The organism is Streptomyces sp. NPDC087215 (assembly GCF_044744885.1).
GTDB lineage: Bacteria > Actinomycetota > Actinomycetes > Streptomycetales > Streptomycetaceae > Streptomyces.
In genome coordinates, this window is record NZ_JBIUZD010000019.1 from 22205 (window position 1) to 38790 (window position 16586).

Annotated in this window: 12 protein-coding genes; 7 read left to right on the plus strand and 5 right to left on the minus strand. The window is 73.2% G+C overall.

What is annotated here, in order from left to right; all coding sequences use genetic code 11:
* The first annotated feature begins 20 nt into the window (after positions 1–20).
* A complete protein-coding gene (locus ACIO92_RS30935) occupies positions 21–590 on the plus strand; it encodes a hypothetical protein (RefSeq protein ID WP_402059016.1) in 570 nt (189 codons plus the stop codon).
* Positions 591–698: 108 nt separating this feature from the next.
* On the opposite strand, the gene ACIO92_RS30940 is transcribed toward ACIO92_RS30935, so the two are convergent.
* From ACIO92_RS30940 to ACIO92_RS30950, 3 genes are all read right to left on the minus strand, one after another.
* The gene (locus ACIO92_RS30940) at positions 699–1661 is read right to left on the minus strand and encodes a DNA-3-methyladenine glycosylase family protein (RefSeq protein WP_402283754.1); all 963 of its coding nucleotides are present in this window, start codon (positions 1659–1661) and stop codon (positions 699–701) included.
* 416 nt (positions 1662–2077) lie between these two features.
* Entirely contained in the window at positions 2078–3160 is a 1083-nt protein-coding gene (locus ACIO92_RS30945) for an NDP-sugar synthase (protein ID WP_366443778.1), read from the minus strand.
* Positions 3161–3264: 104 nt separating this feature from the next.
* Positions 3265–4995 carry a peptidoglycan recognition protein gene (locus ACIO92_RS30950; RefSeq protein ID WP_402283756.1) on the minus strand — a complete coding sequence of 577 codons (1731 nt, stop codon included), beginning with the start codon at positions 4993–4995 and terminating at the stop codon, positions 3265–3267.
* 137 nt (positions 4996–5132) lie between these two features.
* Here ACIO92_RS30950 and ACIO92_RS30955 point away from each other — a divergent pair, with 137 nt between their 5' ends.
* From ACIO92_RS30955 to ACIO92_RS30970, 4 genes are all read left to right on the plus strand, one after another.
* The gene (locus ACIO92_RS30955) at positions 5133–5885 is read left to right on the plus strand and encodes a TIGR03089 family protein (protein WP_366443780.1); all 753 of its coding nucleotides are present in this window, start codon (positions 5133–5135) and stop codon (positions 5883–5885) included.
* 586 nt (positions 5886–6471) lie between these two features.
* Entirely contained in the window at positions 6472–7662 is a 1191-nt protein-coding gene (locus tag ACIO92_RS30960; protein WP_366443781.1) for an LCP family protein, read from the plus strand.
* 256 nt (positions 7663–7918) lie between these two features.
* Complete coding sequence (locus ACIO92_RS30965) at positions 7919–9646, plus strand: LCP family protein (protein WP_366443782.1); 1728 nt, start codon at positions 7919–7921, stop codon at positions 9644–9646.
* A gap of 341 nt (positions 9647–9987) precedes the next feature.
* Positions 9988–11448 carry an LCP family protein gene (locus ACIO92_RS30970; protein ID WP_401238642.1) on the plus strand — a complete coding sequence of 487 codons (1461 nt, stop codon included), beginning with the start codon at positions 9988–9990 and terminating at the stop codon, positions 11446–11448.
* Between the two features lie 175 nt (positions 11449–11623).
* Here the strand turns inward: ACIO92_RS30970 and ACIO92_RS30975 are convergent, their stop codons facing one another.
* Positions 11624–12655 carry a glycosyltransferase family 2 protein gene (locus ACIO92_RS30975; protein ID WP_402059022.1) on the minus strand — a complete coding sequence of 344 codons (1032 nt, stop codon included), beginning with the start codon at positions 12653–12655 and terminating at the stop codon, positions 11624–11626.
* 259 nt (positions 12656–12914) lie between these two features.
* On the opposite strand from ACIO92_RS30975, the gene ACIO92_RS30980 reads away from it, so the two are divergent.
* The gene (locus ACIO92_RS30980) at positions 12915–14294 is read left to right on the plus strand and encodes an LCP family protein (RefSeq protein ID WP_366443784.1); all 1380 of its coding nucleotides are present in this window, start codon (positions 12915–12917) and stop codon (positions 14292–14294) included.
* Positions 14295–14400: 106 nt separating this feature from the next.
* Here the strand turns inward: ACIO92_RS30980 and ACIO92_RS30985 are convergent, their stop codons facing one another.
* Complete coding sequence (locus ACIO92_RS30985) at positions 14401–14934, minus strand: acyl-CoA thioesterase (protein WP_366443785.1); 534 nt, start codon at positions 14932–14934, stop codon at positions 14401–14403.
* Between the two features lie 130 nt (positions 14935–15064).
* Here ACIO92_RS30985 and ACIO92_RS30990 point away from each other — a divergent pair, with 130 nt between their 5' ends.
* Positions 15065–16444: an LCP family protein gene (locus tag ACIO92_RS30990; protein WP_401238239.1), complete on the plus strand. Its 1380-nt coding sequence runs from the start codon at positions 15065–15067 to the stop codon at positions 16442–16444.
* Positions 16445–16586: the final 142 nt, after the last annotated feature.

Genomic DNA, 16586 nt, shown 5'->3' on the forward strand with positions numbered 1-16586 from the left:
CGAGCGAGACCAGGGGGGTCATGTCCACGTCCAGCAGTGCGGGGCTCAGACGGTGTGTCGTCTGCGCGCAGCCCGTCAGCGAGAAGAAGCTCGTCCTCGTCGGTGACCGGCGGCCCGCGCACCGCGCGTGCCGCCCGGTGACGGGCGTGCCCGTCCGGGTGGCGGTCGCGGCGGCCACCCGGGCCGCCGCCACGAAGCCGAAGGCCCCGAAGCCGATGAGCCGGGCCCAGATGCTGCGCCGGATCGACGAGCTGCGCGAGCGGGACGCGCGGAAGGCCCGGGACGCGGAGAAGGAGCGGGCCGCGAAGAAGGCGGCGGCGGCTGCGAGGAAGGCGGCCTCGTCCGCCGGGAAGACCTCCGCGTCCACCGGGAAGACCTCCGCGTCGGCCGGGAGAGCGGCCCCGGCGAAGAAGGCCGCCGCCCCGAAGAGGGTCTCCGTGGGGAAGGACGCTTCCGGACGGGGCCGGACGCCGTCCGCGCCTGCCACCGGGGCCCGGAGCCCGGCTCCCGCCGCGCCCCCGCCGTACTACGGCGTGGAGATGAAGCGGATCGGCGGGCGATGGGTGCAGCTGCATCCGGACTCGGAGTAGGCGGCGGGAGGCTCGGGGAGCCGTGCCCGCCGGGAGGCCCGGGAGCCGTGCCGGGGACCGCTTTCCCCGGCCGCTTTCCCCGGCCGGGCTCAGGGCTCGGATGCGGGCTCAGATGCGGGTGATGTCGCCCGGGGTCATCCTCGGTGCCCTGCGGGGCGGGACCCGGCCGCTGAGGAGGATCAGACGGGCGGCGCGGTGGCGCTGGCCCGCGTAGGGGGCCAGGAGCTCCAGCATGGTGGCGTCGTCGGCCGTACGGTCGCCCGCGAGGGCCCAGCCGACGATGCCCGGCAGGTGCAGGTCGCCCGTGGTGACCTCGTCCGGGGCGCCGTTGCTGCGCTGGACCGTCTCGGCGCTCGTCCAGGGGCCGATGCCCGGGACCAGTTCCAGGCGCTCGCGGGCCGCCGCCGGGTCCATCCCCGCGGCCTCCTCCAGACGGGCGGCCACCCGTGCCGCGCGGACGATCGTCGCCGAACGGCTGCCGTCCACGTTCGCGCGGTGCCACTCCCAGGAGGGGATCGCCGCCCATCCGCGCGCGTCCGGCATCACGTACATGCCGTCGGGCGCCGGGCCCGGCGCGGGCTCGCCGTACTTCCGCACGAGCAGCCGCCAGGACCGGTAGGCCTCGTCCGCCGTCACCTTCTGTTCGAGGACCGTGGGGATCAGCGTCTCCAGGACCAGACCGGTCCGGGTGAGGCGGAGCCCGGGGCGGCGCCGGTGCGCCGCCAGGAGCAGCTTGTGCCGGGGGACGAAGGCCGCCGGGTCGTCCTCGGCGCCGAGCAGCGCCGGGAGCCGGTCCAGGAGCCAGGGGCCGCCCGCGCCCCACGCCTCGGCGACGGCCCGCCCCTCGTGGACGGCGACCCGGAGCGTGCCGGGTCCCTCCGGTGTCCGGCTGGCCCGCCAGACGGAACCGTCCGGGGTGACCCGGAAGGCGGGGTCGGCGGGACCGCGCCGGAGCGGTCCGAGCGTGAGCCCCAGATCGAGCGGGGCGCCCCCGGCGAGCGGCACGACCACATGCCCGCCGCGCGCACTGGCGCGCGCGGGGCGAGCGGGGGGCGTGAAACGGCCGGCCATGTAGGCGAGGGTAGTCGGACCGGAGGGAGGACCGGGCGGCTCGGCTCGACGGGCCCGGGACCGACGGGCCCGGGACCGCGGACTCGGGACCGGCAGGCCCGTGGCCCGGCGGTCGGCTCGCGGGAACGGGACCGTACGAGGCCGGGCGGCCCACCGGGGAGGGGCTCCACCGGAGCGGGGCCAGGGGCCAGGGGCCCCGTGAGCCCCGGCGGCTCGCGGAGACCGCCCGCCCGTGAGGCCCGGCGGGTCTCGGGCCGGACGGCCCGCCGGGGCTCGGGCGGGAGGCTCACCCGGTGGCGGCGCCTCTCGGGCCGGGGCGCTCGGCGGAGCCCGCCCCCCCCTGGGCCCTCCGGCGCGCCGGGGCCCGGCGGCACATCACCCACCGGCTGCCCGGTGGGCCCCGCCGGGCCTGAGTCCTACTGGTCCGAGGAGAAGCGGACCGCACCCGGGGGGAGGGTGGCGTCGCACCAGATCCTGACGCCGTCGCGGAGTTCGTTGTCCGCGCCCACCTGGGCACCGTCGCCTATCACCGCGCCGGTGAGGACCGTACGGGCTCCGATGCGGGCGCCCGCGCCGATCAGGGAGTCGGTGATCACCGCGCCGGGTTCGACCACCGCGCCCGCGAGGAGCGTCGAGCCGCTGATCCTGGCGCCCTCGCCGACGACCGCGTCGGCGCCGACGACCGTACCGCCGGTCAGCTTGGCGTCCGGGGCGACCCGGGCCGTCGGCAGGACCAGCCGGTCGCCGCAGCGGCCCGGCACCGCGGGGGACGGGGCGCGGCCGAGGACCAGATCGGCGGAGCCGCGTACGAACGCCTGGGGGGTGCCGAGGTCCAGCCAGTACGTGGAGTCGACCATGCCCTGGAGGTGGGCGCCCCCGGCGAGCAGCTGCGGGAAGGTCTCCCGCTCGACGGAGACGGGCCGTCCGGTGGGGATCGTGTCGATGACCGAGCGCCGGAAGACGTACGCGCCCGCGTTGATCTGGTCGGTGACGATCTCCTCCGGCGTCTGCGGCTTCTCCAGGAAGGCCGTGACGCGCCCGGTGTCGTCCGTGGGGACCAGCCCGAAGGCGCGCGGGTCGTCGACCCGGGTGAGGTGGAGCGAGACGTCCGCGCCGGAGTCGGCGTGGGTGGCGACCAGCGCCCGGATGTCGAGACCGGTGAGGATGTCCCCGTTGAAGATGAGGACCGGGTCGTCGGGGCCGGATCTGAGCCTGGACGCCACGTTGCGTATCGCGCCGCCGGTGCCCAGCGGCTCCTCCTCGGTCACGTACTCCAGGCTCAGCCCGAGCGAGGAACCGTCGCCGAAGTGCGGCTCGAAGACCTCGGCCAGGTAGGAGGTGGCGAGCACGATGTGCTCGACGCCGGCGGCGCGGGCGCGGGCCAGCTGGTGCGTCAGGAAGGGGACGCCCGCCGCCGGAACCATGGGCTTGGGCGTGTTGACCGTGAGCGGTCGCAGCCTCGTTCCCTTGCCACCGACCAGGAGGATCGCTTCAGTCACCTTGTCGTCTCTGCTTCCTGTTCGGGGCCGGCCGGCTCGCCCGTCCCGGTCGTCCGTGCGATGTGACCGGTCAGTTTATGCGGATGGTTGCCCCGATGACCCCATCAGCGCCTTCCCTGGTACTTCGCGGAGCTGGTACGGGCGGTGCCGAGCTTGCCGTACAGGCGGGCGCCGGGACACTCGGTGGCGAATCCGTCGCGGTGTCCCGCGATGGTGTTGAACCGTACACGCGTACCCTTCTTGTACCGGTTTCCACCGCCCGAGACGAGGTACGCCGTGCCCTTGGGGTTCACTCCGTGGAGCCCCAGTTTCCAGGCCGTCAGCCGGGCGACGGCGGTCACGGCGGCGGCGGGCGGGGTGGTCCTGCCGAAGGTGCCGAGGACGACGATGCCCATGCTGTTGGTGTTGAAGCCGAGGGTGTGCGCGCCGAGGACGGGCTTGGCCACGCCACCGGCCCGGCCCTCGTAGACGTTCCCGCACTTGTCGACGGCGAAGTTGTAGCCGAAGTCCCGCCAGCCGCTGCTCTTCACGTGGTAGCGGTAGATGCTCCGCAGCACGGAGGGGGCCTGACGGCAGGTGTAGTTGTTGCCGGTGGCGCTGTGGTGCACGAAGGCGGCCTTGACGGTCTTCGTGTAGACGAAGCCCTTCTCGCGGAGCCGTTCGTCCGCGCCCCAGCCCTTACGGGTGATGATCTTCGGGCGGGGGCCGATGTACGGCTGGGCGGCTGCCGCGGCGGGCCGCGCGGCGGGAGCCTGCGCCGTCTGAGCCATGCCCGCCGCAACCCCTGCCGTCCCCGCCGCCCCTGCCACTTCGGCCGCCTCGGCCGTCGCCGCGCCCGTCTCCGGCAGGAACGGGGTGGTGACCTGGGCGGCCTCCTTCGACACGGCCGGGATCCAGGCCGAGCCGTACGGGGCGAGGTGGGCGTTGACCGCACTCGTCGCCGCCTCGGCGGCGATGCCCTCGCCGAGCTGGCCGAGGGAGGCGGGAGGGGCGAGGGGCTCCGGGGAGAGGAGCGGTCCCGTCGCCGCGCGGGTGGGGACGTCCGCGGCGGTCCGTGCGTCCGTACCGGTCCGTGCGTCGGTACTGGTCTCCGCCTCCGCCTCCGCGCCGGTGTCGGGGCCGGTACCGGTACCGGTCTCCGTCTCCGCCGTCACGGCCGGGCCGGTCCCGGAGTCGGTCACGGTGCCGGAATCGGCCCCGGCCTCCGCCGTCGCGCCCGTCTCCGCACCCGCCTCCGCGTCCGGCGCGTCCGCCGTACCCGCCTCCCCGTCCGGCGTCGGGGACTCTCCGGGGTCCACCAGTTCCAGGCGCAGGCCCTCGGGGAGCGGTTCCTCGCCCCGTACGCGGATCTCCACGCCGTCCGAGTCGCCCACCCACAGCGGGGCCGTGGCGCCCTTGAGCCTCCGGTCCGCGCCCTCGGCGGTGTCCGGGTCGGCGCCGTGCTCCTCGTTGTGGGTCTCGACGTCCTGCCACTGGGACCAGGTGCCGGTTCCGGCGGCCCGGGTGCGGACCTGCACGGTGCCGTGCAGGACGGCCTTCGGGTCGTCCCACACGACGCCGACGAGCGAGAAGGGCCTGACGTCACGCCGGGCGAGGCCCTGCTCGGCCGTGCCGTCGGGCCCGCCGCCCAGCGCGCGCGAGGCGGGCCCGAGCGGGGCCAGCGGAAGCGACTGGGTGGAGCCGGGGAGTTCGGGTGCGGGGGGCAGCGCCGAGACCCCCGGTGGCCGTCCGGCCGCCGGGGACACCACGGCCGTCGCGGGCGCGGCGAGGGAGACCGGCAGGGCGAGGACCGCAGCGCAGGCGACGGCGATCGAGGAGGCGAGTGAGGCACGCATGGGCCGATCCTGCGGACCTCCGGGGCGTTCCGCGCGCCGGGAGCGGGCCGGGAGGCTGACGGGCCGTCGGGCCGACCGGTGGACGGCGTCACCGGTACGGCGGACCCGGCCGGGCCCGCCCGCGTACGCTGTCCGGCGTGAACGCCAGCGACCGCACCCCCGCCGACCTGCTGCGATCCGCGCTCGCCGCGGACGCCGCCCGCCCCTTGGTCACCTTCTACGACGACGCCACCGGTGAACGGGTGGAATTGTCCGTCGCCACCTTCGCCAATTGGGTGGCCAAGACGGCGAACCTGCTCCAGGGCGAGCTGTCCGCCGCGCCGGGCGACCGGCTGGCGCTGCTGCTGCCCGCGCACTGGCAGACCGCCGTCTGGCTGCTGGCCTGTTCCTCCGTCGGGGTGACCGCGGAGATCGGCGGCGACCCGGCGGACGCGGACGTCGTGGTCGCGGGGCCGGACTCGCTGGAGGCGGGGCTCGCCTGCTCCGGGGAGCGGATCGCGCTGTCCCTGGCCCCGTTGGGCCGCCGGTTCCCCGCGGTGCCCGCCGGGTACGCGGACTACGCGGTCGAAGTACCCAGCCAGGGCGACCGTTTCGCACCGTTCGTCCCGGTCGCCCCGGGTGCTCCGGCCCTTGTCGTCGACGGTACGGAGCTCAGCGGCGCGCAGCTCGTCGAACGGGCCCGCGCGGACGCGGCGGAGCGCGGTCTGACCGCCGGTTCGCGGCTGCTGTCCGGACTCGGATACGGGGACTGGGAGGGACTGTCGGCCGGTCTGTACGCGCCCCTCGCGGCGGGCGGCTCCGTGGTCCTCTGCCGGAACCTGGACCGGTCGGCGGCCGACGCGCTGGCCAAGCGGGTGGAGAGCGAACGGGTGACGGTCACGGCGGTCTGACCCGCCCGGCGCCCCTCTCCGGGCGGCCCCGGGCGGACGGGCATCGGGGCATCACCCGGGCCCCGCCGCCGGGGACGCCTCCGCCAATCCCCGGACGCCCCGGACGCCTCCGCCGTCCCCCGCCCGGCCGGGACCCGGGCCGTCCGGACCTCGACGGCCCGGCCCACGGCAGCCCGGCCCACGACGACCACGACAAGCGAGCGGCGGGCGGACGGTCGCACCCGCCTCGCGTTCGCCCCTCGCGTTCGCCCCTCGCCCCGCCGACGAGGAACACCGGCACACCCGGCCCGGCCGAAGACACGCCGGCCGCGCCCCGCGCGCCCGTGCGCGTTCATCCCCGTACGCGCCCGCACGCCCCCAGCGGCGCCCGCCCCCCGCTCACCCCGGTGCGGCCCGGGCCGGGCGAAACCCCACTCGTTCGGCCGATCGACGCGCCGAGCCCCCCGGTCCGCGCGCCCCCGCCGGTACATGATCGGCCGGGGGGAGTCGACTCCTTCCGCACAACCACGCCCCGGGTTCTGCCGTCTCCCTCTACGGCCGGCGGTCGCCCGGCGCGCCGCCGACGCGACGAAGGACGGACTCAGACGTGACGGACCGCGCGGGCTCGCCCGCCGAACCGGATCCCCCGGAGGCGCAGGACACGGCGTCCGACGCCCCTCCGGCACCGCGCCGACGCCACTGGCTGCGGTGGACCGCGCTCGGCGTCTCGGTCGTCGTGCTGGGCGCCGCCGGGGTCGGATGGTGGTTCTACCGGAAGCTCGACGGCAACATCACCACGGACACCACCGCCGAGGCGGAACTGCGGAAGTACGAGAAGGAGCGCCCGCCCGCGGGCACCTCCGCCGCCCGGAACATCCTGCTCATCGGTTCGGACACCCGGGCGGGCGCCGGGAACAGCCCGTACGGCAAGGACGAGGGCACCCAGCGGTCCGACACCACGATCCTGCTGCACCTGGCGGCGGGGAAGACGAGCGCGACCGCCGTCTCCCTGCCCCGCGATCTGATGGTGACGGTCCCGGGCTGTCTGAAGCCGGACGGGAGCCGGACCCGGGAGCAGTTCTCGCAGTTCAACTGGGCCTTCGAGTTCGGCGGGGCGGCGTGCACGATCCGTACGGTCGAGAAGCTGACCGGCGTCCGGGTGGACCACCACATGGTCATCGACTTCCGGGGCTTCAAGAAGATGGTGGACGCGGTCGACGGGGTGGAGGTCTGCCTCAAGGAGCCGGTGGACGATCCGGACGCGAAGCTGAAGCTGCCCGCGGGCCGTCAGACGCTCCACGGCGAGCAGGCGCTGGGGTTCGTCCGGGCGCGGAAGTCCATCGGCGACGGCAGCGACACGGAACGCATGGACCGGCAGCAGCAGTTCCTCGGCGCGCTCGTCAACAAGGTGCAGAGCGACGGGGTGCTGCTGAACCCGGCGAAGCTGTATCCGGTTCTTGACGCGGCCACCCGGTCGATCACGACCGACCCGGGCCTCGACTCGCTGCGGGACCTCTACGACCTGGCGCGTTCGATGCGGGCGATCCCGACGGAGAAGGTGCAGTTCCTCACGGTTCCCCGGCGCCCCTACTCGTACGACGCGAACCGGGACGAACTGGTACAGCCGGCGGCGAGCCAGCTCTTCAGGGAACTCCGGGAGGACAGGCCCGTGATGGTGACCCCGAGCACCGGGAAGACGCCGGGGACCGACGGGAAGCCCGACGGCGCGGACGCTCCCGCGCCCTCCGTGACGCCCACTTTCACGGGGCGGAACGCGGCGGAAGGGGTGTGTTCCTAGCGGGTGCCACGAGGGCCACGGGTAAAGGGCGGACCAAGGGGAGGGCGGGGAGGGATGAGGTTTGAGCAAATTGCCCGGTTGTAAGGGGCGTGGAATTTGTCACGCGCGTCGCCCCACGCTGAACTGGGCGGATAGTGTGACGCGATCCGGTGCACCCGTACCGCGTGGTCGCACTCGCCGAGGATCGAACGACCAGGAGAGCGGCGCCCTGTGGGGGAGGTGCCTCGCGTGGCACCGACGGAGGACTCGAGGAACCGTGGACGCGCACAGCCGTGGACGGGCGGACGACATCGATCCCGCCGACCAGTGGGTCCTCAACCCGCGAACGGGCAACTACGAACTGCGACTGGACCACTCCGCTGGGCAGTCGCAGGCGCCCGCCACGACCCACAGATCCACCGGACACGTGCCCGCGGGGCCGCCCGTCGAAACCCCGGCCGCCGCGCCCGTGCCCGGACAGCGCCGCCGCCGGGTGGGCGAGCAGGGCGGGGGCGGCCAGCAGCCGCCCGCGAGCCGCCGCAGGCCCAAGGAGGGCGGGTCCCGCAGGAAGAAGGTCCTGCTGTGGACCGGCGGCACGATGGCCCTCGTCCTGGTGGGCGGCGGCACCGGCGCGTATCTGATCTACCAGAAGCTCGACGGCAACATCTCCGTCATCGACACCGTCGGCACCGAGAGCAAGGGCTTTCGCAAGGGCGAGGCCTTCAACGTCCTGGTCATCGGCACGGACAAGCGGACCGGCGAGGGCAACGACGGCTACGGCGACAAGGACAGCCCCGGCCACGCGGACACCACGATCCTCTTCCACGTCTCCAAGGACCGGACGAACGCCACGGCGCTCTCCATCCCGCGCGACCTGATGACGACGATCCCGGAGTGCGAGACCCGGCAGCCCGACGGGAAGATCCTGACGATCCCCGGCCAGGAGAAGGCCCGCTTCAACGTGAGCCTCGGCCAGGACGGCCGCGACCCGGGCTGCACCATGCGCACGGTCAAGGAGCTGACCGGGCTGACCGTCGACCACTTCATGATGGTCGACTTCAACGCCGTCAAGGAACTGACCACGGCCGTCGGCGGGGTGAAGGTCTGTGTCGAGAAGCCGGTCGACGACCGGAAGTCGCATCTGAAGCTGCCCGCCGGGGAGTCGGTCGTCCAGGGCGAGCAGGCCCTGGCCTTCGTCCGCACCCGGTCCAGCTTCGGCAACAAGAGCGACCTGGACCGGATCAAGATCCAGCAGCAGTTCCTCAGCTCGATGATCCGGCAGCTGAAGTCGAGCGAGACGCTGACCAGCCCGGCGAAGCTGTACAGCCTCGCCCAGGCGGCGACCAACGCGCTCACCGTCGACAAGGGCATAGGTTCCCTCGTCAAGCTCCAGGACATGGCCGGAGAGCTCTCCGGGATCGACACCAAGAACATCTCGTTCGCGACGCTCCCGGTGATCGACAACCCGGACGAGCCCGAACCCATCACCGTGGTGCCGCACCCGACACAGGCACCGGAACTCTTCGCCGCGCTCCAGAACGACGTCTCGCTGACCGAGGTGAAGAAGAAGGCCCAGGACACCAAGAACGCCCAGGCGCAGGCCCAGGCGAAACTCCTCCAGGGCACCCGCGCCGAGGCCGCCGACGTGCGCGTCGACGTCTACAACGGCAGCGGAGTGCGGGGAGCGGCCCAGTCGACCATCAACTGGCTGCAGAACGAGCAGGGTGTGAACCGCTCCACGAACCGGAGCAACGCCCCGGAGAAGGCGGCGAGGACCACGCTCGCCTACGCGCCGAACCAGGCCGATCAGGCCCGCAAGCTCGCGGACATGATGGGTCTTCCGGCCACGGCACTCAAGCCTGGCACGCAGGACGCCGCGCCGCGCGAGCCCATGACGCTCGTCCTCGGCGCCGACTTCAAGGGCGCGGGGGTGCCCGTCAACGGCCCGGTGAAGGCACCGGACGTCGTGAAGGTAGAAGCTGACAAGCAGGTGTGCGCCAAGTGACCCGGAAACACCGGGGCTCGGCGCGCGCCTGACTGACGAGGGGACCTGGGGTGGGACAGAACAGCGTGCGCGGGGAGGGAACGCGGGACAGCGTTCCGCGCGCTCGTGAACGGGGCTGGGACGACGAACCGTACGACGCCGGTGGAGCCACCGGCGCGGGCGACGGCGCGTCCGACGAGGCGGGTGCCTCCGGCCCGACGCGTGCCGAACGGCGACGCGGCACGGCGGGCGGCGGCACGGGCGGCGACGCGGGCGGCGGCCGGTCCGGCCACCGGCGCGGCGGCTCCCGGCGCGCCAAGAAGGCGGGCAAGCGCAAGGTGCTGCGCTGGGTGGCGATCACGATGTCGGTGCTGATACTCGGCACGGCCGGCGCCGGATACCTGTACTACGAGCACCTGAACAGCAACATCCGCGGCGGCAGCCGCGCGGGCGGTGAGAGCGGCGTCAAGAAGGCCACGCCGAACGCGCTGGGCGACACCCCGCTGAACATCCTGCTCATCGGCTCCGACAGCCGCGCCGACGCCAAGAACGTGGCGCTCGGCGGCGGCAAGGACCTCCGGGACAGCAAGCCGCTGGCCGATGTGCAGATGCTGCTGCACGTCTCGGCGGACCGGCAGAACGCCTCCATCGTCTCCATACCGCGCGACACGATCGTGCCCATCCCGGAGTGCAAGGACGGCGCCCAGACCTACCGGGCGACGGTCGACGACCCCATCAACGAGACGCTGGCGCGCGGTGGTCCCGGCTGCACCCTCACCACCTGGGAGAAGCTCACCGGGATCTACATCGACCACTGGATGATGATCGACTTCGCGGGTGTGGTGGCGATGGCCGACGAGGTCGGCGGCGTCCCCGTCTGTGTGAAGACCGGCGTCCACGACAAGCCGACCCGCATGGTGAAGGGCGGCTCCGGTCTCAAGCTGTCCCAGGGCACCACCGAGGTCAAGGGCAAGCAGGCCCTCCAGTGGCTCCGCACCCGGCACGCCTTCGGCAGCGACCAGAACCGGGCCAAGGCCCAGCACATGTACCTCAACGGCATGGTGGAGAAGCTCCAGAAGCAGGACGCCTGGAGCGACACCGGCCAGCTGATGGGCCTCGCCGAGACCGCCACCAAGGCGCTCCAGGTCTCCGACGAGCTCAAGTCCGTGAAGAAGCTGTTCGATCTGTCGATGCAGCTCAAGAACGTGAAGATGAACCGGCTGACGACGGCGACGGTCCCGACGACCGAGTGGTCCCAGAACAAGAACAAGGTCGTCATGATCGAGTCGGCCGCCGACAAGATGTGGTCGATGCTCCGGGACGACATCGCCTTCGACAAGAACGGCAAGGCCGCCGGGGAGAAGCCCAAGGCGACCGTGTCCGCGAAGCCGAAGGCCGTCGCGGAGGATCCCGGCTCCTTCGCCGTGACCGTCTCCAACGGCACCGCGGGCACCGATCACATGGCCGTCGGGGGCCGCGCCAAGGACATCGCCACGGTCCTCGCGGGCAAGGGCTTCACCCTGGCCGCGGCGATCACGGACCAGACGCCCCGCGAGGACACCGTCGTCCTCTACCCGAAGTCCGGCGGCGACCGGGCCAAGGCGAACGCGGTCTCCGTGGCGAAGGCCCTCGGCGTCCCCGAGGGCAAGGTCAGGGCCGACGCGAAGACGGAGGGCATCGCCCTCGTCGTCGGCGCGGACTGGCGCGAGGGCTCCGCCTACAAGGCCCCGGCGGCGAAGGCGGGCGACCTGCCCGAGGGCGCCGACGACAAGACGACCTGCATGGACATCTACTCGGTCTACCGCTGGGACGGGAAGAGCTGACCCGCTCCCCCTCCCCCGCACACGCACGACGGCCGGGCCCCCTCCGAGGGGGCCCGGCCGTCGTGCGTGACACCTCGCGCCCGAGTCGTACGGGAGGCCGTGCGGCCCCGGTCGTACCGGAGCCGGTCGCACCCCGGTCTCACCGGAGCCGTCACGCGCGGGCGGTGCCGGAGGGTCAGACCGCTTCGGTCTCGTCGGCGCGCACCGCCGGGCGGCGGCTCGCGATGACCTTCCGCGCCAGTGACCGGGGGCTCGTCAGGAAGCCGTAGCCCCAGGACATGTGCATGGTCGCCAGCGCCACCGGGATCCGCAGCCGGGCCTTGAGCGGCAGGCCCTTGCCCGCCGGGACCGAGCCCGCCGCGATCGCGGCGAGGTAGCCGGCCGGGACGAGGAAGCCGAGCGGGGTGAGGGCGGCGCCCACGACCAGGCCCGCGGCGATCCCGCACACGGCGGCCGGCGGGGCCAGGTAACGGAGGTTGATGGAACCCTGGTGGTAGCGGGCCACCACATGGCGCCACCGCCCGTAGTCCTTGTACTGCTTGGCCAGGGCGCGCACCGAGGGGCGGGGGCGGTACTGGACGCGCAGCTCCGGCGAGAACCAGATCAGGCCCCCGGCCTCGCGGATGCGGAAGTTCAGCTCCCAGTCCTGGGCGCGGATGAACTCCACGTTGTAGCCGCCCTGCTGTTCGAGGGCCTCGCGGCGGAACACCCCCAGGTACACGGTCTCGGCCGGTCCCGCCTCGCCGCCCGTGTGGAAGGCCGCGTTGCCGACGCCGATCTTCGAGGTCATCGCGGCGGCGACCGCGTCCTCCCAGGCGTTCTCGCCCTCGGCGTGCATCACCCCGCCGACGTTCTGCGCGCCGGTCTCCTCCAGGAGCCGGACGGCGGTCGAGACGTAGCCGGGGGAGAGCATCCCGTGGCCGTCGACGCGTACCACGATCGGGTGGTGGGACGCCTGGATCGCCGCGTTGAGCGCGGCAGGTGTGCGGCCGGTGGGGTTCGGCACCGTCTGGACACGACGCGTGTCCGAAGCGGTTTCGCGGACGAGCTCGGCAGCGATCTCGTCGGTGCGGTCCGTGGACGGCCCGAGCGCGATCACCACCTCCATCTCGCCGTCGTACTCCTGCTCCAGGATGTGACGAACCGAGGTGCGCAGGTACCGCTCCTCGTTGAGGACCGGCATGATCACGGAGACGGGGGGCAGCATGGTTCCTCGGAGTTCGGGGGTCGCCCCCCGGTAAGACGGTGGTTTGCCGCCACGTTACCGCGAACGGGGGACACCGGGCGCGCCCGCACGAGTGGCGCTCCCCTGCTCTGATCGTATGGGCCTACCGTTCTTCCGGTTCCCCACGTCCCGCCCGCGGAGGTGTCCGTCCTTGTCCGCACCGCCCCGCACGCCCCGTCCACGGCCCGCCGCCCGAACCGTGCCGGTCCGTCGGCGGAGGCGCGGGCGCCCCCGGTGGGGAATGCGGATGGCGACGGCGCTCTCCGTCACGGTCCTCGCGGCGGGCGGCATCGGGCACGCCGTGGTGACCGGGCTCGACACCGGGATCACCCGGGTCGACCCCTTCAAGGACATGAAGAACCGGCCGCAGGGCGGGCACGGGATGAACGTGCTCGTCGTCGGCACCGACGGACGGGACCGGATCACCCCGGAGGAGAGGGCGAAGTACCGGCTCGGCGGGGCGCCCTGCCACTGCACCGACACCGTGATGCTGGTGCACATCTCGGAGGACCGGGAGCGGGCGAGCGTGGTGAGCCTGCCCCGCGACTCGTACGCCGAGATGCCCGAGCACACCGATCTGACCTCGGGGAAGAAGCACCACGCGCATCCGGTGAAGCTGAACGCGGCGTACGCGGAGGGCGGCCCCGGCCTGACCGTCCGGACCGTCGAGTCGATGACCGGCGTCAAGATCGACCACTATCTGGAGCTGGACTTCACCAGCTTCATGCGGACCGTGGACGCGGTCGGCGGGGTGCAGATCTGTACGACCCGGCCGCTGAAGGACGCGTACACCGGGCTCGATCTGCCCGCCGGGACCCATGAGCTGAACGGCGGCCAGGCCCTCCAGTACGTGCGCTCCCGGCACATCGACGGCGCGGCCGACATCGGGCGGATGCAGCGGCAGCAGCGCTTCATGGCGGCCCTGATCGAGCGGATGAGCGACGGCGGGGTGCTGCTCAACCCGGTGCGGTTCCGGGAGGTGGCGACGACCATGCTCAGCTCGGTCCGGGCGGACGAGGAGTTCGGCACGGACCAGCTGCTCGCGCTCGCCAAGGCGATGCACGGCTTCACCCCGGCGTCGTCGGAGTTCGTGTCCGTGCCGATCGGCGACATGAGCTTCCCGGTGAAGGGGATCGGCTCCACGGTGAAGTGGGACGCGGCCAAGGCGCAGAAGCTGTTCCAGGCGCTCCGGGAGGACCGGCCGCTGGCCCCGGCGCGCCCCGCGACCTCGGCGAAGGCTCCGAAGGCGGTCGTGGTGGACGTGGCGCCGCGCACGATCCGTGTGCAGGTCTACAACGGCACCCGGACCGACGGGCTCGGCCGGAAGGTGGACGACGCCCTGCGCGGCACCGGCTTCGACACCACCCGGACCCCGATGACGGGCGCGGGGCGGGAGCAGGCGCGGACGCTCGTCGAGTACGACCCGCGCTGGGACCGTTCGGCGAAGTCCCTGGCGGCGGCCCTGCCGGGCGCGGAGCTGCGGCCGGTCCCGGGGCGCGGCGGGACGCTGCGGGTGACGGTGGGCGCGGACTACCGGGGGGTGACGGCGGTACGGGCGGAGGAGACGGGCCGCACGGGCCCGTTCGAGGCGGTCACGGGGGACCGGGTGGTGTGCCCGTAGGGGCTTGCCGTACGGGTGTGCCCGCGAAGGTCCTGCCCGTAGGGGCGTGTCCGTAAGGGCGTGCCCGTAGGGGCTGCCCGGAACCCGGGGCGTGCGGACGGGGGCCTCAGTCCGTGTAGCCCTCCGCCGCGCGGCGCTCGCGGAGTTCCTTGATCGCCTGGCGGCGGGCGAGGCGGTGGGTGCGGCGGATCTGGGCCTCCTGGTTGCGCCGCTTGTCCCGCTCGGTCTCCGGGACGACCTGGGGGACGGGGCGGGGCTTGCCGTCCGCGTCGACGGCCGCGAAGACCAGGTACGCGGAGCCGACCTGGGTGGCGGGCGTGGACTCGTTCCAGCGCTCGGCCAGGACCCGGACGCCGACCTCCATCGAGGACCGGCCGGTCCAGTTGACCTGGGCCTTCACATGCAGCAGATCGCCGACCCTGACGGGCTCCAGGAAGACCATCTCGTCCATCGAGGCGGTGACGGCCGGGCCGCCGGAGTGACGGCCCGCGACAGCGCCCGCCGCGTCGTCCACCAGCTTCATGATCACGCCGCCGTGCACCGTACCGAGGAGGTTGGTGTCGTGGCTGGTCATGATGTGGCTGAGGGTGGTGCGGGAGGCGGAGGTGGGCTTGCCCGGGATATCGCCCTGATCTGTCATGCCCTCCACCATATGCCGGGCTCGCCGTCCGTCGCCGTTCGGTCGGGTTTGCATCAGCTTGGCAACAGCACCGGTCCTATCTTCCACCCGGCCTGTCGCCGGTGAAGTCCGCACCGGCACACTGGTCCGCATGAATGACTGGCCCGAAGACGGCGGCTACGGCCGCGGCGGCGCGACCCCCCAGCCCGAGGGACCGCGCCGGATGAGCCATGTGCGGCGACCGCAGATGCCGCAGCAGCCGCCGCGCCCCGACCAGGGCTACGGCCAGGGCCAAGGGCAGGGGCAGGGCTACGACCAGGGCCAGGGCCAGGGCCGTCGGCAGGGCTACGGCCAGGGGCACCGCCCGAACCCCGACCAGGGCTACAACCCCAGCTTCACCCAGGCGCAGGGCACCGGCTACGACTCCGGCTACAGCTCGGGCCAGGTCTACGGCGGCCCGCAGGGCGGCGGTCCCCAGGGCGGCGGTCCCGGCGGTGTGCCCCCGCAGTACGCGCCGGGCCCCGGCGGCGGCCGTCCCGGGCGGCCCGCCCCGGACTGGCGCAAGCGGATCAAGATCGGTTCGATCGTCCTGGTGGTGGGCGCCCTCGTCTGGGGCGTCGGCACCTACGCGTGGGCCAGCTCGCGGATGCGCAACGAGGTGGACCTCTCCAAGGTCATCGAGCGGCCCGCCGAGGGCGACTGCACGACGTATCTGATCGTCGGTTCGGACAGCCGCGAGGGCATGACCGCCGAGGAGAAGAAGAAGCTGCACACCGGCTCCGCGGAGGGCAAGCGGACCGACTCGATGATGATCCTCGCGGCCTGCTCCAGCGGGAACACGATGGTCTCGCTGCCCCGTGACTCCTGGGTGACGATCCCGAACTTCGTCGGCTCCGAGTCGGGCAAGTCGTTCCCGGCGCGCGGCGGCTCCAAGCTGAACGCCGCCTACGCGATGGACGGCCCCGAACTGCTGGTGCGGACGGTCGAGTTCAACACCGGGCTGCGCATCGACCACTACGCCGAGATCGGCTTCGCGGGCTTCGCGAACATCGTGGACGCGCTCGGCGGCGTCGAGCTGAACATCGAGAAGGGCTTCAAGGACAAGAAGTCCGGCGCCGACTTCCAGGCGGGCACCCAGACCCTCGACGGCGAGCAGGCGCTGGCCTTCGTCCGGACCCGGTACGCCTTCGCCGAGTCGGACCTCCAGCGGACGAAGAACCAGCAGAAGTTCCTCTCCGCGCTGGCCAACCAGGCGGCGACGCCGGGCACGATCCTCAACCCGTTCGCGCTGTACCCGACGCTCGGCGCCGGTCTGGACACGCTGATCGTCGACAAGGACATGTCGCTGTACGACCTGGGCCAGATGTTCTTCGCGATGAAGGGCATCAACAGCGGCGACGGGAAGTCGATGAACATGCCGATCGCGGGCAGCGCGCCGCAGGGCTCCCTGAAGTGGGACATGCCGAAGGTGAAGCAGCTGGTCGAGCAGATCAAGAACGACCAGAAGGTCACGGTCGAGTCGAACCGCTGACCTCCCCGTACGTACGAGAAGGGGGGCCCCCCGGGGGGGGGCCGGGGGGGGCCCCCCGGGGGCCGGGCCCCCCCGGGGGGGCCCCCCCCGGCCCGGCGCAGGAGGCGGGCGGGCGTGGCCCCGCACCCCCGGGGGACCCCCA